We start from the raw sequence: 15,881 nt of genomic DNA on the forward strand, positions 1-15,881 counted from the left end.
ACGAGCGACGGTGCGCACGTGAGCGCCCGCACGCGCTACCTGGCCGCGGCACTGGACCTCATGGCCGCCGACGGCTTCAACGGGACCTCGATGCGGGACATCGCTCGTGCCGCCGAGACGAGCCTGTCCAACCTCTACAACCATTTCGCGTCCAAGTCCGACGTCCTCGTCGCCCTCCTGCGCGACGCCAACGACGACTTGCTGCGCCGGATCCGCGCGGAACTCGACACGGCAGGTCCGAGCGCGACCGAACGCATGGCCGCCGCCGTCCGCGCCTACGTGACGTTCTCCGGAGAGTGCCAGACGGCGGCGGTGCTGTCCTTGAGCGAGTTCCGCTATCTGCGCGGCGAGGGCCGCGAAGCGGTCGTGCAGGCGCGCGACACCACCGAGAGCATCTTCCGCGGCGTCATCGCCGACGGGGTCGGCACCGGGGAGTTCCGCACCCCCTACCCGGACGGGGCGACCCGGGCGATCGTCTCCATCTGCGCTGCGGTCCCGACGTGGTACCGACCCGACGGCCCGCTGTCCCTGTCCGAACTCGCCGACGTCCACGTCCGGTACGTCCTCGCGATGCTCGAGGCGGCCACGGTCACGGCGCAGCAGCCGGCGTCTACCGCCATGCCCGCGTGAGCGGCCGCTGAGGGCCGCCGTCGACGGGAGCAGCCGGCCGGCGGACGTTACAAGCCGCCCCGCTTCACCAACTGAGCCGCGATGACGTTGCGCTGGATCTCGTTCGTGCCCTCCCCCACGATCATGAGCGGCGCATCGCGGAAGTAGCGCTCGACGTCGAACTCGGTCGAGTAGCCGTATCCGCCGTGCACCCGGATCGCGTCGAGGGTGATCTGGGCAGCCGCCTCGGAGGCGAACAGTTTGGCCATGCCGGCCTCCATGTCCGACCGGACGCCGGAGTCGTAGGTGCGGGCCGCGTGCTGGACCAGCTGCTGCGCCGCCGACAGCTTCGTTGCCATGTCCGCGAGCAGGTTGCCGACCGACTGGTGCTGCCAGATCGGCTTGCCGAAGCTCTCCCGTTCCTGTGCGTACCGGAGGGCGTCCTCGAGAGCGGCACGCGCCACGCCGGTGGCGCGCGACGCGACCTGGATCCGGCCGACCTCCAGCCCTTGCATGAACTGGCCGAAGCCTCTGCCTTCCTCGCCGCCGAGGATCGACGACCGGGGCGTCCGGTAGTCGCTGAAGGACAGCTCGCAGCTCTCGACCCCCTTGTAACCGAGCTTGGGCAGGTCGCGCGAGACCTCGAGGCCCGGGCCCTTCTCGCACAGCAGGATGCTCATGCCGCGGTGCGCCGGGCGCGCATCCGGATCGGTGCGCACCAGCAGCGCGATCACTTGCGAGCGACGCGCGTTCGTGATCCAGGTCTTCGTTCCGTTGACGACGTACTCGTCCCCGTCCGCGCGGGCGGTCGTGCGCAGCGCCTGCAGGTCCGACCCGCCCCCGGGCTCGGTGAGGGCCATGGTCGCCCGGATCCGTCCGGTCGCCATCCCGGGCAGGTACCGGTCCTTCTGCTCCGCTGTGCCGTGCGCGAGCAGCAGCTTGGCCACGACGGTGTGTCCGCCCATGGCCCCCGCGAGGCTCATCCAGCCCCGGGCGAGCTCCTCGGTGACCTTGGCGTAGCACGGCGTCGAGACGGCCGCGTCGCCGTACGGCTCCGGGATGGCCAACCCGAAGACACCGAGCTCCTTCATCTGCTCGATGAGGGCCTCAGGGTATTCGTTGGCGTGCTCGAGCTCGCGGGCGACCGGCTTGACCTCGCGGTCGACGAAGTCGCGGACCAGGTCGACGATCGCTTGCTCCTCGGTGCTCAGCTGCGTCATGGTCTCTCCCGGGTTCACACCGCGCCCGTGCGGCGCAGCTCGGCAATCCGTGCCTCGCCGTGCCCGAGGGCGGCGAGGATGGCGTCGGTGTGCTCGCCCACGGCGGGCACGGGGTCCATGCGCGGCTCCACGCCGCTGATCGAGAACGGAGGGAGCAGGGCCGGGACCGGCCCACCGGGCGTCTGCACGTGCCGCCAGCGGTCGCGTCCGGCCAGGACCTCGTGGTCGAGCAGGCCCTGTACCTGGTTGATCCGGGCGTGGGCGATGTCAGCTTCGGCAAGCAGGCGCCTCGCCTCCTCCTGGCTCAGGTGGCCGAACCGGGCGGAGATGAGTTCGTTGAGCTCGCCGCGATGTGCCACGCGGTCGGAGTTCCGCACGAAGCGTGGATCGTCGGCCACCTCTGCGGCTGCCAGGACGGTCCGGCAGAAGGCGCGCCACTCGCGGTCGTTCTGGACGGCGACGAGGACGACGGTGCCCTCCTGGGTCGAGTAGGGACCATAGGGAGCGATGGTGGCGTGCTCGATGCCGGCCCTGGCGGGTTGACGCCCCAGGCCCGCCGTGTAGTACATCGGCGACCCCATCCACTCGGCGAGCGCCTCGAAGAGCGAGACCTCGAGCGCCGGCGCTACCCCGGTCGTGGCTCGTTGCAGGAGCGCGGTGAGGATTCCGGAGAAGGCGTACATCCCCGCGGCGATGTCGGCGACTGAGATGCCGGCCTTGGCCGAGACCTCGGGCGTGCCGGTCAGCGACACGAGGCCGGCTTCGCACTGCACGAGCAGGTCGTAGGCCTTCTGGTCCGACCACGGTCCGGTGCTGCCGAACCCCGTGACGCTGCAGACGATCAGCCGGGGGTGGCGGCGCTGGAGCGTGGCAGCGTCGAGACCCAGACGATCGGCCGCGCCCGGGGCCAGGTTCTGGACGAACACGTCGGCTCCCCCCAGCAGCTGGTCGACCACCTCCCGGCCCTCGGGCGACTTCAGGTCGCAGGTGAGCGACTCCTTCGAGCGGTTGAGCCACACGAAGTAGCTGGACTGTCCCTGGATCGACTCGTCGTAGCCGCGGGCGAAGTCACCGTCCCCGGGGCGCTCGACCTTGATGACGCGGGCGCCCAGGTCGGCGAGCTGGCGGGTGGCGAAGGGGGCCGCCACCGCCTGCTCGACGCTGACGACCGTGATGCCCTCCAGCGGCCGGAGCGGTGTCATGGGGCGGCCGCCCGCGTGGCCTCGAGGCGGGCGGCGACCTTCGGCGCCCGCTCGTGATGCACGGCCGCCACGGCGACGGCCAGGGGGGCGGTCAGCGCCCACCCGGTGAGGGCCCGGCCGTCGTCCGTCGGGAAGAGGACGACGGCCCAGGGGGCGACGTCGAGTGCGGGAGGCGGCACGGGTCTCCGTTCGGGACAGGGGAGCTCAGCTGCCGGAGCGGCGGAGGCGGACGCGGTAGGAGTAGTGGTCCGGGTGGAACCAGTTGACCGCCAGCTCGACCGGGCGGCGGTGGACGTCGGAGTAGAGGCGGTCGATGCGCAGCACTGGTCGTCCGGGCTCGAGCCGGAGCGGTACTGCGCCACCGGCCGGCAGCGGCGCCACGCTGATGCTCTGGTCGGCCTCGACCACATCCACGTCCATGCGCGCATCGAGCAGACCGAGGACGGTGGCCGTCGTGGTCGCGCCGGTCTCGTGCAGCTCGGGGACGTCGGCGAGCAACCGCCCGGCAGCCGGCGGCAGCGCCACGGTCGTGAAGCAGAGCGGTAGCCCCTCGTGCAGCCGCCGGAAGCTGACGCTGGAGACGACATCGGTGTCCAGGCCCAGTCGGCCGGCCGCGGCCAGGTCGAGCCGTCGCTGCAGCGGCTCCACCAGCTCCAGCAGGGTGTCCTGCGACAACCCGATGAGATCCTCGATCGAGCCGAACTGCCGCAGGTAGCGGCTGTCCCGGGCGACGGGGAACGTGCCGCGGCCGGGGACCCGGAACACCAGCCCCTCGTTGACCAGCTCCTGCATGGCCCGACGCACGGTCTGCCGGCTCAAGCCCCGGGTGGCGGCGAGTTCGGCGTCGGTCGGCAAGCGGTTGTCCGCGCCGTAGCGACCCGCGCGCACCGCGGTGCGCAGCTCCCGAGCCAGCGCGCGGTACGCGCTCTCCTCGGACGCCCGCGGAACAGAGATGGTGTCTCCTCGACCAGGGCCGAGTACGGTCCCCCCATTAGTACGGCCAATATTGGGACTTTGGCCGGTCCAGGTCAAGCGACGACGGGAGCGCTCGTGTCCGACAACGCCTCTGCCCTCCGCCGGCGCTCGGTACTCGTCGCGCCAGCAAGCGACGCACGCAAGATGGCCAAGGCCCTGGGCAGCCGCGCGGATGCCGTCGTCATAGATCTCGAGGACGCGGTGGACCCCTCCAGCAAGGACCGAGCCCGTGCCCTGCTGGCCGAGGTGCTCCGCGACGTGGCGGAGGCGGACGCCGAACGCGTCGCCGTCCGGGTCAATCCGCCCGGCTCGCCGTGGTGCCACCTCGACGTCGCGGCGCTGACCGACCTGCCCGTCGCCCCAGGCGCGGTCGTCCTCCCGAAGGTCGACGGCCCCGAGGACCTCGCCTTCCTCGACCGGCTGCTCGACGGCGTGGAGGCGCGATCGGGCCGCACGCGTCCGCTCTCCGTCCACGCCCTCATCGAGACGGCCGCGGGGCTCACCCGGATCGCCGACATCGCACGCAGCAGCCGGCGCCTGGAAGCGCTCGTCCTCGGCTACGCCGACCTCGCGGCCTCGCTCGGCCGCGCCGCCCCGGTGGGCGCGCACCTGGACCTGTGGCTCCCTGCCCAGTCCGCCGTCCTCGTCGCGGCCCGCGACGCGGGGCTGCAGGCACTCGACGGACCACACCTCGGCGTGCACGTCGACGAGGGCTTCCTGGCCGGCGCCGCGCGCGCACGGGACGTCGGCTACGACGGGAAATGGGCGATCCACCCGCGACAGGTCGAGGAGCTCAACGCGACGTTCACGCCCACCGACGACCAGGTCCGACACGCCCGCGACGTCCTCGCTGCGCTGGCCCGGGCGGCCCGGGAGCACGCGGCCGGCGCAGTGGCTCTGGACGGTCAGATGCTCGACGAGGCAGTGGCCGTCGCCGCTCGTCGCGTCCTCGCACGGGCAGGGCTGGACCTGTGAACGAGCTGCTGGCCGAAGGGCCGTACTTCGACGACCTCTCCCTCGGTGACGTCTTCGACACCGCGCCCCCGGCCACCCTGACCGAGGCAGCGGCGGCCGTTCACGGCGCCATCGTCGGTGAACGCCTACGGCTGGCGCTCGACCATGACCTGAGCCGACGGGTGACCGGTGAGGCGGCGCCGCTGGCCCCGCCGTCGCTGGTGTGGGATCTGGCCATCGGGCAGTCGACGCCGGTGACCCACCACGTCCGGGCCAATCTCTTCTACCGGGGCCTGGCGTTTCGTCGCGCCCCCGCCCTCGGCGACACCCTCCGGACCCGCACCGAGGTGGTGGGGCTCCGGCAGAACGCGCCCCGGCCGGACCGCGCGCCGACCGGGCTCGTCGCCCTGCGGATCACGACCGTCGACCAGGCCGACCGCACGGTGCTCGACTTCTGGCGCTGCGCCATGCTGCCGATGCGCGATCCCTCGGCGCGGACCGGCCATGCCGACGACCTGAGCCGCGTGGGCCGGGGCATCGAGGACCCCGCCGCCCTGGTGGCCGGGTGGCGGCTGGAGCCGTTCCGGGAGTCGCTCCCGCCCTCGCTGAGGAGAAACCTCGTCGCGGACACCCGCTGGCGCCTGGTGGGAGGGGACGTGGTCTCCAGCGCCCCGGAGCTGGCGAGGCTCACGCTCAACATCGCCCGCACCCACCACGACGACGAAGCCGGGACCCGCCTGGTCTACGGAGGCCACACGATCGGACTGGCGCTGACCCAGGCGGTACGCGTCCTGCCCGAGATGCTGACGGTGCTGGCCTGGCACGGATGCGATCACACCGGGCCGGTACGGGAGGGTGACACGCTCACGAGCACGGTCGAAGCCCAGGGCGTCGAACCCGGACCGGACGGCAGCCGGCTGGCGCACCTCCGCTCCCTGGTGACGGCCCGCAGTGGCCCGGGCGACGAATCCCGGGGCGTGCTCGACTGGCGCTACGTCGTTCTGCTGCCGTGAGCCGGCAGGCCGGGAGGTCGCTCCGTCGACCCAGGGCGAGGTCCCCCAGGTCGACCGACGTCCTCGCCGCGGATCGGGCCTCCCGCAGACACCCTCACCGGCGTAACGTCCGGGCATCGAGCCGGTCCGCCCTCGACGAGGGAGGTCGCCATGGGCGACAAGTCACCGCACGACAACCACCACTCCAAGAAGTCGGCCAAGTCGATCAAGGAGAAGCGGGCCGAGCGCAAGGCGAAGGAACAGATGACGGAGTCGCAGATGGCCCGGCTGACGGCCGAGCGCAAGTCCCGGTCCTGAGCTGTCGCGACGCCTAGCCCGACGGTCGGTCACCGGGCCGGACGAGGCCGCTCTCGAAGGCGAAGATCACCGCCTGCACCCGGTCGCGCAGGCCCAGCTTGGTGAGCAGGTTGCTCACGTGCGTCTTGGCCGTCGCGTCGCTGACGAACAGCTCGCGGGCGATCTCGGCGTTCGACCGCCCTCGGGCCAGCAGCCGGAGCACCTCGACCTCCCGGGCGCTCAGCGCCGCCAGCCGCCGCGCTGCCTCCGGGTCCGCCGCGGGAACCGCGCCGAACGCCTCGATCACCCGCCGGGTGACGCCCGGCGACAGCACGGCGTCGCCGGCGGCCAGGGTCCGGACGGCGGAGACCAGCTCCTCCGCCGTGGCGTCCTTGAGCAGGAAGCCGCTCGCCCCGGCCCGCAGGGCGGCGAAGACGTACTCGTCCAGGTCGAACGTGGTCAGCACCAGCACCCGGGCCGGAGAGCCCTCCGCGACGAGCCGCCGGGTCGCCTCCAGGCCGTCGAGGTTCGGCATCCGGATGTCCATGAGGACGACGTCGGGCCGGTGGCTGCGGACGGCGTCGAGGGCCTCCCGGCCGTCGACCGCCTCGGCGAGGACGACGATCCCCTCCTCGCCCTCGATCAGGGAGCGCAGCCCGGCGCGCACCATCGGCTGGTCGTCGGCGATCACCACCGTCGTGCTCACGCCGGGGCCGCCTCGCGGAAGGGCAGCCGCGCCCGGACGGCGAAGCCTCCGCCCGGCCGGGGCCCGGCCTCGAGGGTGCCGCCGTAGAGGGTCACCCGCTCCCGCATGCCGACCAGGCCGTAGCCGCCGCCGTCGGCCGCGCCGTCCCGCGCTCCCCCGCTGTCCTCGACCAGGACGTCGAGGTCGCGGTCGCCGTACCGCAGGCGCACCGTCACCTGCCCGCCCGGTGCGTGCTTGCGCGTGTTGGTCAGCGCCTCCTGCACGATGCGGTAGGCCGTGAGGTCGAGCCCCGGCGGCAGGGGGCACCGCTCCCCCTCCACGGCCAGCGACACGTCGACCGCCGCGCCGCGGGTGTCCTCGATCAGGGAGTCGAGCTGGTCGAGGCCCGGCTGCGGGGCCAGCGACGCCCGTTCGCCGTCGGCCCGCAGCACGCCGAACAGCCGGCGCATCTCGGCCATCGCCTGCCGCGCGGTCGATTCCACGGCCCGCAGGTCGTCGGCCTCGCGCGCGGAGTCGGGCCCGAGCCGGCGCCGGACGGCCTGCGTCTGGACGGCGATGACGCTGATCGAGTGCGCGACCACGTCGTGCAGCTCCCGGGCGATCCGGGCGCGCTCCTCGGCGACCGCGCGCGCCGCCCGCTCCTCCCGCTCGCGTTCGGCCCGGTCGGCCCGAGCGGCGTGCTCGGCCGCCTCGCGGGTGCGCTGGCGGACCATCTGCCCCACGGCCCAGCTGCCGCCGTACAGCACCGTGATCGCGATGTAGTCGCTGACCAGCGGATCGTGGAAGGCGAACCCGACGTAGAACGGCACCGTCGCGAGGAAGAGGCCCCAGTACGACCGCGGCGGGTCGAGCTCGAGGCCGGCGGTGAAGCTGACGATGACCAGGGCGGCGAAGACCGACAGCTGGCCGTCCAGGTTGACGACCATCATGCCGACCACGACGAACCCGAGGGTGGCCAGCGGGACGACGCGCCGGAACGCGACCGCCCCCATCACCAGGACGACGAGCGTCTGGTGCAGCCAGAGCGGCCGGCTGATCTCACCGACGACGCCCTCGACGAGCCCCCCGGCCACCAGCGTGGCGGCGATGCCGACGTCCAGCAGCCGGGGGTGGCGCCCGAGAACGGTGGCCATGTCCGCGGACGGTAGCGCTGATCAGGCGTCGTGCGGGACGCCGCGAGCCAGGTCGACGGAGAGGACGGCGTACCCGACGGTTACCACGGCCCATCCGGGCACGGTGGCGCCGATCAGCATCAGGCCGACAGCCAGCCCCGTGATCGGCGTCAGGGCCCCCCACCAGCGCAGCAGACCGGCGCGCCAGGCGGCCAGTACCGCCACCGGGAGGCACAGCAGGAAGCCGACCAAGCCGGTGGCACCCATGACGCCGACACCCCACATGGGCTCCATGGCCTCGTTGACGGCGAGCAGACCGTCCACGCCGTGCACCTGCCCGACCGCCGAGTCGTAGAAGTCGAACATCAGGAACCCCGGGACGCTGCTGATACCCAGCAGCCCGAGCAGACCGGCGACGTTGGCCGGCCAGCTGCCCCGTCGGCGGACGAGGCCGGCGAGCATGAGGGCGGCCAGCCCCCAGAGGGCGTACGAGAAGTGGTAGAGCACCGACTTCCACTGCAGCGGTTCGGGATTCGCCGCGTACAGCTCGTAGACCTCGCGGCCCTCCAGGCCGACGGCCGGATCGGCGATCGCGCCTCCGATGGCGAGGACGCCGGCCGCGGTCGGGGCAACGATCAGGACCCACCGGCGCACGGCGCGCGCCGAGCGCCCCACCTCGTGGTCACCGACCACCGGACCGCTGTGGAGGGGTGCTGCGGTACTGGTCTCGGTCACGGGAACTGCCTCCTTCGGGACGGGGTTGCAGCGTCCCGCGGTGACCGCGCCCGCCGCATCGGCCGATCCGACGATCCGCGCCTCGGCCGAGCGGGTGATCGCGGCTCAGGCCCCCGTCATGGCCCGGTCGACCAGAGCGGCGAGCACGGGCGCGAGGAACCGCGCGTAGTCGATCGACAGGTGGTTGTCGTCGCGGAACACCAGCTGGTTGCCGACGACGACCGGGCACACCGCCGGCGTGCAGAAGAGGTCGGTGACGGTGGCGTACTGACCACCGCCGGCCGCGGTGGCCTCCGCCTCGGCCGCGATGCCGGCGTCGTCCATCCCGACGGCGCGCGCCGGTGCACAGGCCATGGCGGAGTCGAGGTGGTCGGACAGGCAGGTCGGCACGTTCCCGTGCGGATCGGGCACCGGCCCGAGCACGAGGACGACGGCGCCGGTCGACCGCAGCTCCGCGACCGTCCGGGTCACGGCGGCCAGCCACTCCGGGCCGTAGACGGTGAAGCCGTAGTCGGGCGTGTACCGGCGGACCATGTCGACGACGATCAGCGCCGGGCGCTCCGCGCGCAGCCGGTCCATGATCTCGGCCCGCCACTGGTGGCACTCGGTGTACTCGCGGCCCAGGTACGGGCTCTGCGTCGGCAGGTCCAGCATCGGGCACAGCACCTTGGCCATGGTCTCCAGCCGCCAGCCCTGCTGGGCCGCGACCGTCTCCAGCCCCGGCTGCCACATGGCCGCGTGCGAGTCGCCGACGAGCGCCATGGTGCGGCCCGCCGCGAGGTCGCCGGAGGCGCACTCGTCCTGCCCGGTGCCCAGCCACGACCGCGTGCACCCGTTGACGAACACGGCCGGCTTGGCTGCCGGCGCCTCGGCCAGCGGAGGGCTCAGGTTGGAGGGCACCGCCCGCACGCCCGCGGCCGCGGCGACGGCGGCCTGGACCTGCGCGGTGAGGGCCTGGACGGCCGCCTCCTGCGGATCCACGACCGGCGCGGCCGGGGGCTCGGCGACCTCGATCGTCGGCTCGGCGGCGGCCGCGCCCCGCCCGACCGGGACCGGGACCACCGCCAGCAGGACCAGCCCGGCGGCGACCCCGGCCGCCGTCACGCTCCCGCCCAGGATCAGGCTGCGGCCGGCCGAGCGCCGGAGCGGAGCGGCGAACCGGACGGGGTTCTCCACGAACTGCAGGGTCAGCATCGCCAGCCCCGCGGCGAGGACGGCGGTCGCCAGCCGGCCGGCCAGGCCGAGGGACCCCTCGACCACGTACGGAGCCAGCAGCAGCACCGGCCAGTGCCACAGGTACCAGGAGTAGGAGAGCCGCCCGACCGCCCGCATCGGGGCCACCGAGAGCAGGGCACCGGCACCCCAGCGGGACCCGCCGGCGCCGGCACCCACCACCAGGGCCGTGCCGAGCACCGGCAGCAGCGCGGCCGTGCCGGGATAGGCGGTGGACTCCCCCAGCCGGACGCAGCCCACGACGACCAGCCCGAGGCCGGTCCAGCCCGCCGCGGCCGCCGCCCACGAGGGCAGCCGACGCCACCGGCCGACGGTGAGGGCGACCAGCCCGCCGACGGCGAGCTCCCAGGCCCGCGAGGGCAGGGAGAAGAAGGCCCAGGACGGGAGGGTCGCCGTCCAGAGGTAGGAGACCGCGAACGACGCCGCCGCCACCAGGCCGAGCACCACGACGAACGGGACCACGGACGACGGAGCGCCCCTGCGCCGCCGGACCAGGGCCCAGGCGGTCAGGATGAGCAGCGCCGGCCACACCAGGTAGAACTGCTCCTCCACGCCGAGGGACCAGTAGTGCTGGAAGGGCGAGGGCGGGGTGTCCGACGCCAGGTAGTCGGTCCCCTGGACCGCGAAGCGGTAGTTGCCCGCGTAGAGGGCGCTGGCCACCGCGTCGCCCAGGACCGCCCGCGCCTGCAGCGGTGGCAACAGCCACGCCGACGCGGCCGCGGTCGCGAGCAGCACGACGATGCCCGCGGGCAGGAGACGCCGGGCCCGTGCGCCGTAGAACCGCGCGAGCCGGACCGTGCCGGTGGCCTGGACCTCGCGCCACAGCAGGCCGGTGATGAGGAAGCCCGAGACGACGAAGAAGACGTCCACGCCGACGAAGCCGCCGGGCAGGCCCGGCACCCCCGCGTGGAAGAGGACGACGGCCAGCACGGCGACCGCGCGCAGCCCCTCGATGTCAGGCCGGAAACCGGTCCGCGTGCCCGTCTCCGTCACCCGCCCAGGTTACGAAGGCACCGCCGTCGCGCCGGTCAACCTCGCCGTGGCAGCACGGCGTCGATCAGGTGCGGGCCCGGCTCGACGAGGGCTCGCCCCAGCTGGTCGGCCAGCTCCTCGGCCGTGGTCGCCCGGGTCGCCGGCACGCCCATGCCCGAGGCGATGGCCACGAAGTCGAGGCCGGGCCCGCCGAGGTCGAGCAACCGGGCGGCGCGCTTGCCGTCCCCCTGCGCCCCGACCCGCGACAACTCGTGCTCGAGGATCGCGTACGAGCCGTTGTCGCAGACGATCGTGGTGATGTCGAGCTGCTCGCGGGCGTGGCTCCACAGCGCCGAGATCGTGTACATGGCGCTGCCGTCGGCCTGGATGCCGATGACCGGGCGGTCCGGGCACGCCACCGCCGCGCCGAGCGCCATCGGCAGCCCGTCGCCGATCGCCCCACCGGTCAACGCCAGCCAGTCGTGGCGCGGAGAGCCCGAGGTCAGTTCCATCAGCCCGACGCCGGAGGTGAGCGCCTCGTCGACGACGATGGCCCGCTCGGGCAGCAGGGCGCCGATCACCGCCGCCATCGCGCGCGGGGTCAGCTCACCGGTCGGCAGCTCCGGGCGGGACGCCTCCAGCAGCTCCGGCTCGGCGTCGGCGGCGGCCCGCTGGGCCAGGTCCCGCAGCGCGGTGACGGCGTCCTCCCCCGGTGCGCTGAGCACGTGCACGGTGCAGCCGTCGGGCACCGGGTGCCCGGGCAGGCCCGGATAGCCGAAGAAGTGCACGGGGGCCTCGGCGCCTGCGAGCAACAGGTGCCGGGTGCCGGCCAGCGCCGCCAGGGCCATCTCCGGCGGGTACGGGAGGCGGGTGAGGTCGGGCAGACCGGCGCCGCGGGCAGCCCGGGCGGGGAAGGTCTCCGACATCAGCCGGGCGCCGGTACCGGCGGCCACCCGGGCCGCGGCCAACTGCCCCTCCTCCCCCATGGCGTCGCCGCCGAGGAACAGCACGGCCGGCTCGCCGGAGGACAGGACCGCCGCCACGTCGTCCACCACCGACGAGGGCACACGCGGGGCCGGCCGTACCCGCACCGGCGCGGCCACGTCGGCGCCGTCCTCCCAGGACACGTCCGCCGGCAGGATCAGCGTCGCGATCGAGCCCGGCGACGACGCGGCGGCCGCCACCGCGACGGCGGCATCGGCGGCGACGTCGGCCGGCGACAGGGACCGCCGCACCCAGCCGGAGAAGGTGCCGGCGAGGGCGTCGATGTCGGACTCCAACGGGGCGTCGAGCCGCTTGTGCGACCGCGCGTGGTCACCGACGACGTTGACCATCGGCGTCCGCGCCCGCCGGGCGTTGTGCAGGTTCGCCAGGCCGTTGCCCATGCCCGGGCCGAGGTGCAGCAGCGTCGCGGCCGGGCGGCCGGCCATGCGGGCGTAGCCGTCGGCCGCGCCGGTGGCGACGCCCTCGAAGAGCGTGAGCACCGCGCGCATCTCCGGGACGTCGTCGAGGGCCGCGACGAAGTGCATCTCGGAGGTGCCGGGGTTGGCGAAGCAGACGTCGACGCCCGCCCCGACGAGGGTGCGGATCAGTGCCTGCGCGCCGTTCACCGGGGTCAGCTCACCGTTCGCACGTCGAAGTGGGCCATGGTCGCGCCACCGCTGGCGAACGTGGCGACGTCGGCGGCGGCGGCCTGCCCCTGAGCGGAGCCGAACGCCTCGGTCATGGCCTGTTCCGAGTCGAAGTCCAGCTCCGCGACGAGGTAGGGGGCCGGTTGCGCCGGGTCCGTGCTCCGCGCGTGGCCGTAGGTGTAGCGCACCAACCCGGGCATCTGCCGGGCCAGCGCGGCATGGGTGTCGCGGTAGTGGGCGTCGAACGCGGCGGGATCCTCCGGCTGTCCGTAGCTGACCACGAGCCTGTGCACCATCTGGCCGACCTCCCGCATCGGCGGGCTCCACTGCCCGCAACCGTCCCTGCACCCAATCAGGTGTGCGGTGGGCGCCGCGACCTCAGAAGGTGAGCACCAGCCGGCCGCGCACCCCGCCCCGCTCCAGCACCCGATGCGCCTCGGCCGCCTCCTCGGCGGGGAACGTCCGCGCGACCCGCAGCGTCAGCACGCCCTCCTCGGCCTGCCGGCGGAGGCGGTCGAGCGCCGGGCGGTCCTCGGCGACCCGCCGCACCAGCGTGGGGTGCACCCGCAGTCCGCGCTGCCCGTCGCCGCGATAGCCGCGGACGGTCGCCACGGCGCCGCCGTCCTTCACCGCGGGCAGGACGAGCGCGTCCTGCACGGATCCGTCGGCCAGCCCGTCGACGCCGTCCGGGAAGTGCTCCCGGACGCGGTCGGCGACGTCGTCCCCCCGCCGGACCACCACGTCGGCGCCCAGGTCGCGGACCAGCTGCTCGTCGGCCTCGGAGGCGTCCGCGACCACGGTGAGCCCGTCGGCCTTGGCCAGTTGCACGACGTAGCCGCCGAACGCGCCCGCGGCGCCCGTCACCGCCAGCACCTGCCCGGCGGACAGACCTATCAGGTCGAGGGCGAGCCGGGCGGTGAGCCCGTTCATCGGCAGGGTGCAGGCGGCCACGGCGTCGGCGCCCTCGGGTGCGCGGACGACGGAGTCGCCCGGCAGCACCTTGTCCTCGCGGTAGGCCCCGTGGGAGCCGAACGGGAGGACGATCCCCATCGCGGTGTCCCTCACCGTGAGGTGGTCGACGCCCTCGCCGACCTCCGTGACGACGCCGGCGACGTCCATGCCCGGGACCCAGGGCGGGGTCTTGACCGGGTCCCGCCCGGCGTAGGCACCGGATCGCAGGTGGGTGTCGGTCGGGCTGATCGCGGCCGCCTGCACCCGCAACCGCACCTGACCCGGGCCGAGCGGTTCCGGCGGGACGTCGACGACGTGCAGGGCCTCCGGCCCGCCGAACTCGGTCACTCCGACAGCGCGCATGGCTCCTGCCTACACGGCCGGTCACCGGCTCCTGCCGAGGCCCTGTTCCGGACGCTCTGCCTCTGCCCACCGTGGAGGGCAGAGGCGGAGCGTCCGGACACCCCCGTCACGCCCAGGGGACGCGGCCGGGCGACGACGTCAGCGCTTGAGCTCGTAGGTCTTGAGCAGGCCGCGGCTGATGATCGTCTTCTGGATCTCGCTGGTGCCCTCGCCGATGAGCAGGAACGGCGCCTCGCGCATGAGCCGCTCGATCTCGTACTCCTTGGAGTAGCCGTAGCCGCCGTGGATGCGGAACGAGTCCTGCGTCACCTCGGCGGCGAACTCGCTGGCCAGCAGCTTGGCCATGCCGGCCTCGACGTCGTTGCGCGAGCCTGCGTCCTTCAGCCGCGCGGCCCGCACCATCATCGCGTGGGCGGCCTCGACCTTGGTGGCCATCTCGGCGAGCTTGAAGGCGATCGCCTGGTGCGCGGCGATGGGCTTGCCGAAGGTCTCCCGCTGCTGCGCGTAGGCGATGGCCAGCTCGAAGGCGCGGATGGCGATGCCGCAGCCGCGCGCCGCCACGTTCACCCGGCCGACCTCGACGCCGTCCATCATCTGCGCGAAGCCGCGGCCCGGCGCGCCGCCGAGGATGTCCTCGGCCTTCGCCCGGTAGCCGTCGAACACCAGCTCGGTGGTGTCGACGCCCTTGTAGCCCATCTTGTCGATCTTTCCGGGGATCGTGACCCCGGGAACGACCTCGCCGAAGCCGGCCGGCTTCTCGACCAGGAAGGTCGTGAGGTTCTGGTGGGCCTTCTCGGCGCCCTCGTCGGTGCGCACCAGCGCGGCGACCAGCGTCGAGCTGCCGCCGTTGGTCAGCCACATCTTCTGGCCGTCGATGACGTAGGTGCCGTCGGCCTGGCGGGTGGCCTTGGTGCGGATGCCGGCGACGTCGGACCCCAGGCCCGGCTCGGACATCGAGAAGGCGCCGCGGACCTCGCCGGTGGCCATGCGCGGCAGCAGGCGCTCCTTCTGCTCGGCCGTGCCGTGCTGGAGCAGCATGTAGGCGACGATGAAGTGGGTGTTGATGACGCCTGAGACGCTCATCCACCCGCGGGCGATCTCCTCGACCACCAGCGCGTAGGTCAGCAGCGACTCCCCCAGGCCGCCGTACTCCTCGGGGATCATCAGCCCGAAGATCCCCAGCTCCCTGAGCCCGTCGACGATCTCCTGCGGATAGATGTCGCCGTGCTCGAGCTCCTGCGCGTGCGGGATGATCTCCTTGTCGACGAAGCTCCTGACCGTCGACAGGATCTCGCGCTGGACGTCGGTCAGATCGGCGGTCTGGGCCAAGCGGGTCAACGGTCCACTCCTTCGGGACTCCGGTGTCCGAGTTGCCGGTGAGTATGAGCCACGGTCGGGCGACGTCCGGCGTGTGCCTGGTCACTCCGCCGGCGCGCGCATGGTGGAGTTCTGCGACCGGCGCGCGCCGGACAGGAGGAACGCATGAGCAGCAGTGACGAGAACCTCTACCGGGGCGAGCCCCCCTCGGCTCCGCCGCCGTGGGGGCCTCCGGCCGGCCCGGGTGCACCGGGTCAGCCGGTCGCCCCGTATCCCCCGGGACCGGGCTACGCGCCGCCCGGTCACGGGCACCCCGGATATCCGCCGGCCGGTTACGGCCCGCCGGGATATCCACCGGTCTACGGCCGGCCGACCAACACGATGGCGATCCTCGCCCTCGTGCTGGCCTTCGTCTTCCCCCCGGCCGGCCTGGTGCTCGGCATCGTCGCCCGTCGGCAGATCCGTCAGACCGGTGAGGACGGCGAGGGCCTGGCGCTGGCCGGGATCATCGTCGGCGGCATCGCGACGGCGCTGTTCGTCCTCATGCTCGTGCTCATGATCGCGGCGTTCGGCGCCGCCTCGAGCTACGGCTACTGACCTCCGCTCACCACG

17 protein-coding genes are annotated in these 15,881 nt (G+C 73.5%); 5 read left to right on the plus strand and 12 right to left on the minus strand.

The features are described from left to right. The first annotated feature begins 18 nt into the window (after positions 1 to 18). Positions 19 to 630: a TetR/AcrR family transcriptional regulator gene (locus tag ACFSHS_RS04115; protein WP_376872109.1), complete on the plus strand. Its 612-nt coding sequence runs from the start codon at positions 19 to 21 to the stop codon at positions 628 to 630. A 47-nt stretch (positions 631 to 677) separates the two neighbouring features. Here ACFSHS_RS04115 and ACFSHS_RS04120 read toward each other — a convergent pair whose 3' ends face one another. From ACFSHS_RS04120 to ACFSHS_RS04135, 4 genes are read right to left on the minus strand one after another with little or no spacing between them, the layout of a single operon-like run. Beyond that, entirely contained in the window at positions 678 to 1,829 is a 1,152-nt protein-coding gene (locus tag ACFSHS_RS04120; protein ID WP_376872112.1) for an acyl-CoA dehydrogenase family protein, read from the minus strand. 14 nt (positions 1,830 to 1,843) lie between these two features. Continuing rightward, complete coding sequence (locus ACFSHS_RS04125; RefSeq protein ID WP_376872115.1) at positions 1,844 to 3,031, minus strand: CaiB/BaiF CoA transferase family protein; 1,188 nt, start codon at positions 3,029 to 3,031, stop codon at positions 1,844 to 1,846. Next, positions 3,028 to 3,210: a hypothetical protein gene (locus ACFSHS_RS04130; protein WP_376872118.1), complete on the minus strand. Its 183-nt coding sequence runs from the start codon at positions 3,208 to 3,210 to the stop codon at positions 3,028 to 3,030. The genes ACFSHS_RS04125 and ACFSHS_RS04130 overlap by 4 nt, the downstream gene beginning before the upstream one ends. 25 nt (positions 3,211 to 3,235) lie before the next feature. Beyond that, on the minus strand, positions 3,236 to 4,063 hold the full coding sequence (locus ACFSHS_RS04135; protein ID WP_376872120.1) for a GntR family transcriptional regulator: 828 nt from the start codon (positions 4,061 to 4,063) through the stop codon (positions 3,236 to 3,238). Between the two features lie 18 nt (positions 4,064 to 4,081). Between ACFSHS_RS04135 and ACFSHS_RS04140 the strand changes: the two genes are divergently transcribed. The 3 genes from ACFSHS_RS04140 (at position 4,082) to ACFSHS_RS04150 (ending at position 6,270) form a co-directional block, all read left to right on the plus strand. Then, a complete protein-coding gene (locus ACFSHS_RS04140; RefSeq protein ID WP_376872122.1) occupies positions 4,082 to 4,981 on the plus strand; it encodes an HpcH/HpaI aldolase/citrate lyase family protein in 900 nt (299 codons plus the stop codon). Next, positions 4,978 to 5,973 (plus strand): MaoC family dehydratase, encoded by a 996-nt coding sequence (locus ACFSHS_RS04145; RefSeq protein WP_376872124.1) that lies wholly within the window; start codon positions 4,978 to 4,980, stop codon positions 5,971 to 5,973. Before ACFSHS_RS04140 ends, ACFSHS_RS04145 begins: the two co-directional genes overlap by 4 nt. A gap of 150 nt (positions 5,974 to 6,123) precedes the next feature. After that, the gene (locus tag ACFSHS_RS04150; protein ID WP_376872127.1) at positions 6,124 to 6,270 is read left to right on the plus strand and encodes a hypothetical protein; all 147 of its coding nucleotides are present in this window, start codon (positions 6,124 to 6,126) and stop codon (positions 6,268 to 6,270) included. Between the two features lie 13 nt (positions 6,271 to 6,283). On the opposite strand, the gene ACFSHS_RS04155 is transcribed toward ACFSHS_RS04150, so the two are convergent. The 8 genes from ACFSHS_RS04155 to ACFSHS_RS04190 all read right to left on the minus strand — a co-directional run bounded on the left by ACFSHS_RS04155 (position 6,284) and on the right by ACFSHS_RS04190 (position 15,290). Further along, positions 6,284 to 6,955, minus strand: a complete 672-nt coding sequence (locus tag ACFSHS_RS04155; RefSeq protein ID WP_376872129.1) for a response regulator — start codon at positions 6,953 to 6,955, stop codon at positions 6,284 to 6,286. Then, positions 6,952 to 8,088, minus strand: a complete 1,137-nt coding sequence (locus tag ACFSHS_RS04160; RefSeq protein ID WP_376872131.1) for a sensor histidine kinase — start codon at positions 8,086 to 8,088, stop codon at positions 6,952 to 6,954. The genes ACFSHS_RS04155 and ACFSHS_RS04160 overlap by 4 nt, the downstream gene beginning before the upstream one ends. A gap of 21 nt (positions 8,089 to 8,109) precedes the next feature. After that, positions 8,110 to 8,802, minus strand: coding sequence for a hypothetical protein (locus ACFSHS_RS04165; RefSeq protein WP_376872133.1), 693 nt, complete (start codon positions 8,800 to 8,802; stop codon positions 8,110 to 8,112). A 105-nt stretch (positions 8,803 to 8,907) separates the two neighbouring features. Further along, on the minus strand, positions 8,908 to 11,028 hold the full coding sequence (locus ACFSHS_RS04170) for an acyltransferase family protein (protein ID WP_376872136.1): 2,121 nt from the start codon (positions 11,026 to 11,028) through the stop codon (positions 8,908 to 8,910). 35 nt (positions 11,029 to 11,063) lie between these two features. Continuing rightward, positions 11,064 to 12,617, minus strand: a complete 1,554-nt coding sequence (locus ACFSHS_RS04175; protein ID WP_376872138.1) for an acetolactate synthase large subunit — start codon at positions 12,615 to 12,617, stop codon at positions 11,064 to 11,066. Positions 12,618 to 12,622: 5 nt separating this feature from the next. Continuing rightward, positions 12,623 to 12,934 (minus strand): EthD family reductase, encoded by a 312-nt coding sequence (locus ACFSHS_RS04180; protein ID WP_376872140.1) that lies wholly within the window; start codon positions 12,932 to 12,934, stop codon positions 12,623 to 12,625. A gap of 82 nt (positions 12,935 to 13,016) precedes the next feature. Then, entirely contained in the window at positions 13,017 to 13,952 is a 936-nt protein-coding gene (locus ACFSHS_RS04185; RefSeq protein ID WP_376872142.1) for an NADP-dependent oxidoreductase, read from the minus strand. Positions 13,953 to 14,090: 138 nt separating this feature from the next. Then, positions 14,091 to 15,290 (minus strand): acyl-CoA dehydrogenase family protein, encoded by a 1,200-nt coding sequence (locus tag ACFSHS_RS04190; RefSeq protein ID WP_376872145.1) that lies wholly within the window; start codon positions 15,288 to 15,290, stop codon positions 14,091 to 14,093. Positions 15,291 to 15,434: 144 nt separating this feature from the next. On the opposite strand from ACFSHS_RS04190, the gene ACFSHS_RS04195 reads away from it, so the two are divergent. Continuing rightward, positions 15,435 to 15,866 carry a DUF4190 domain-containing protein gene (locus tag ACFSHS_RS04195; protein WP_376872148.1) on the plus strand — a complete coding sequence of 144 codons (432 nt, stop codon included), beginning with the start codon at positions 15,435 to 15,437 and terminating at the stop codon, positions 15,864 to 15,866. Positions 15,867 to 15,881: the final 15 nt, after the last annotated feature.

Origin of the sequence: Blastococcus deserti (assembly GCF_042682525.1) — a bacterium.
Lineage (GTDB): Bacteria > Actinomycetota > Actinomycetes > Mycobacteriales > Geodermatophilaceae > Blastococcus_B > Blastococcus_B deserti.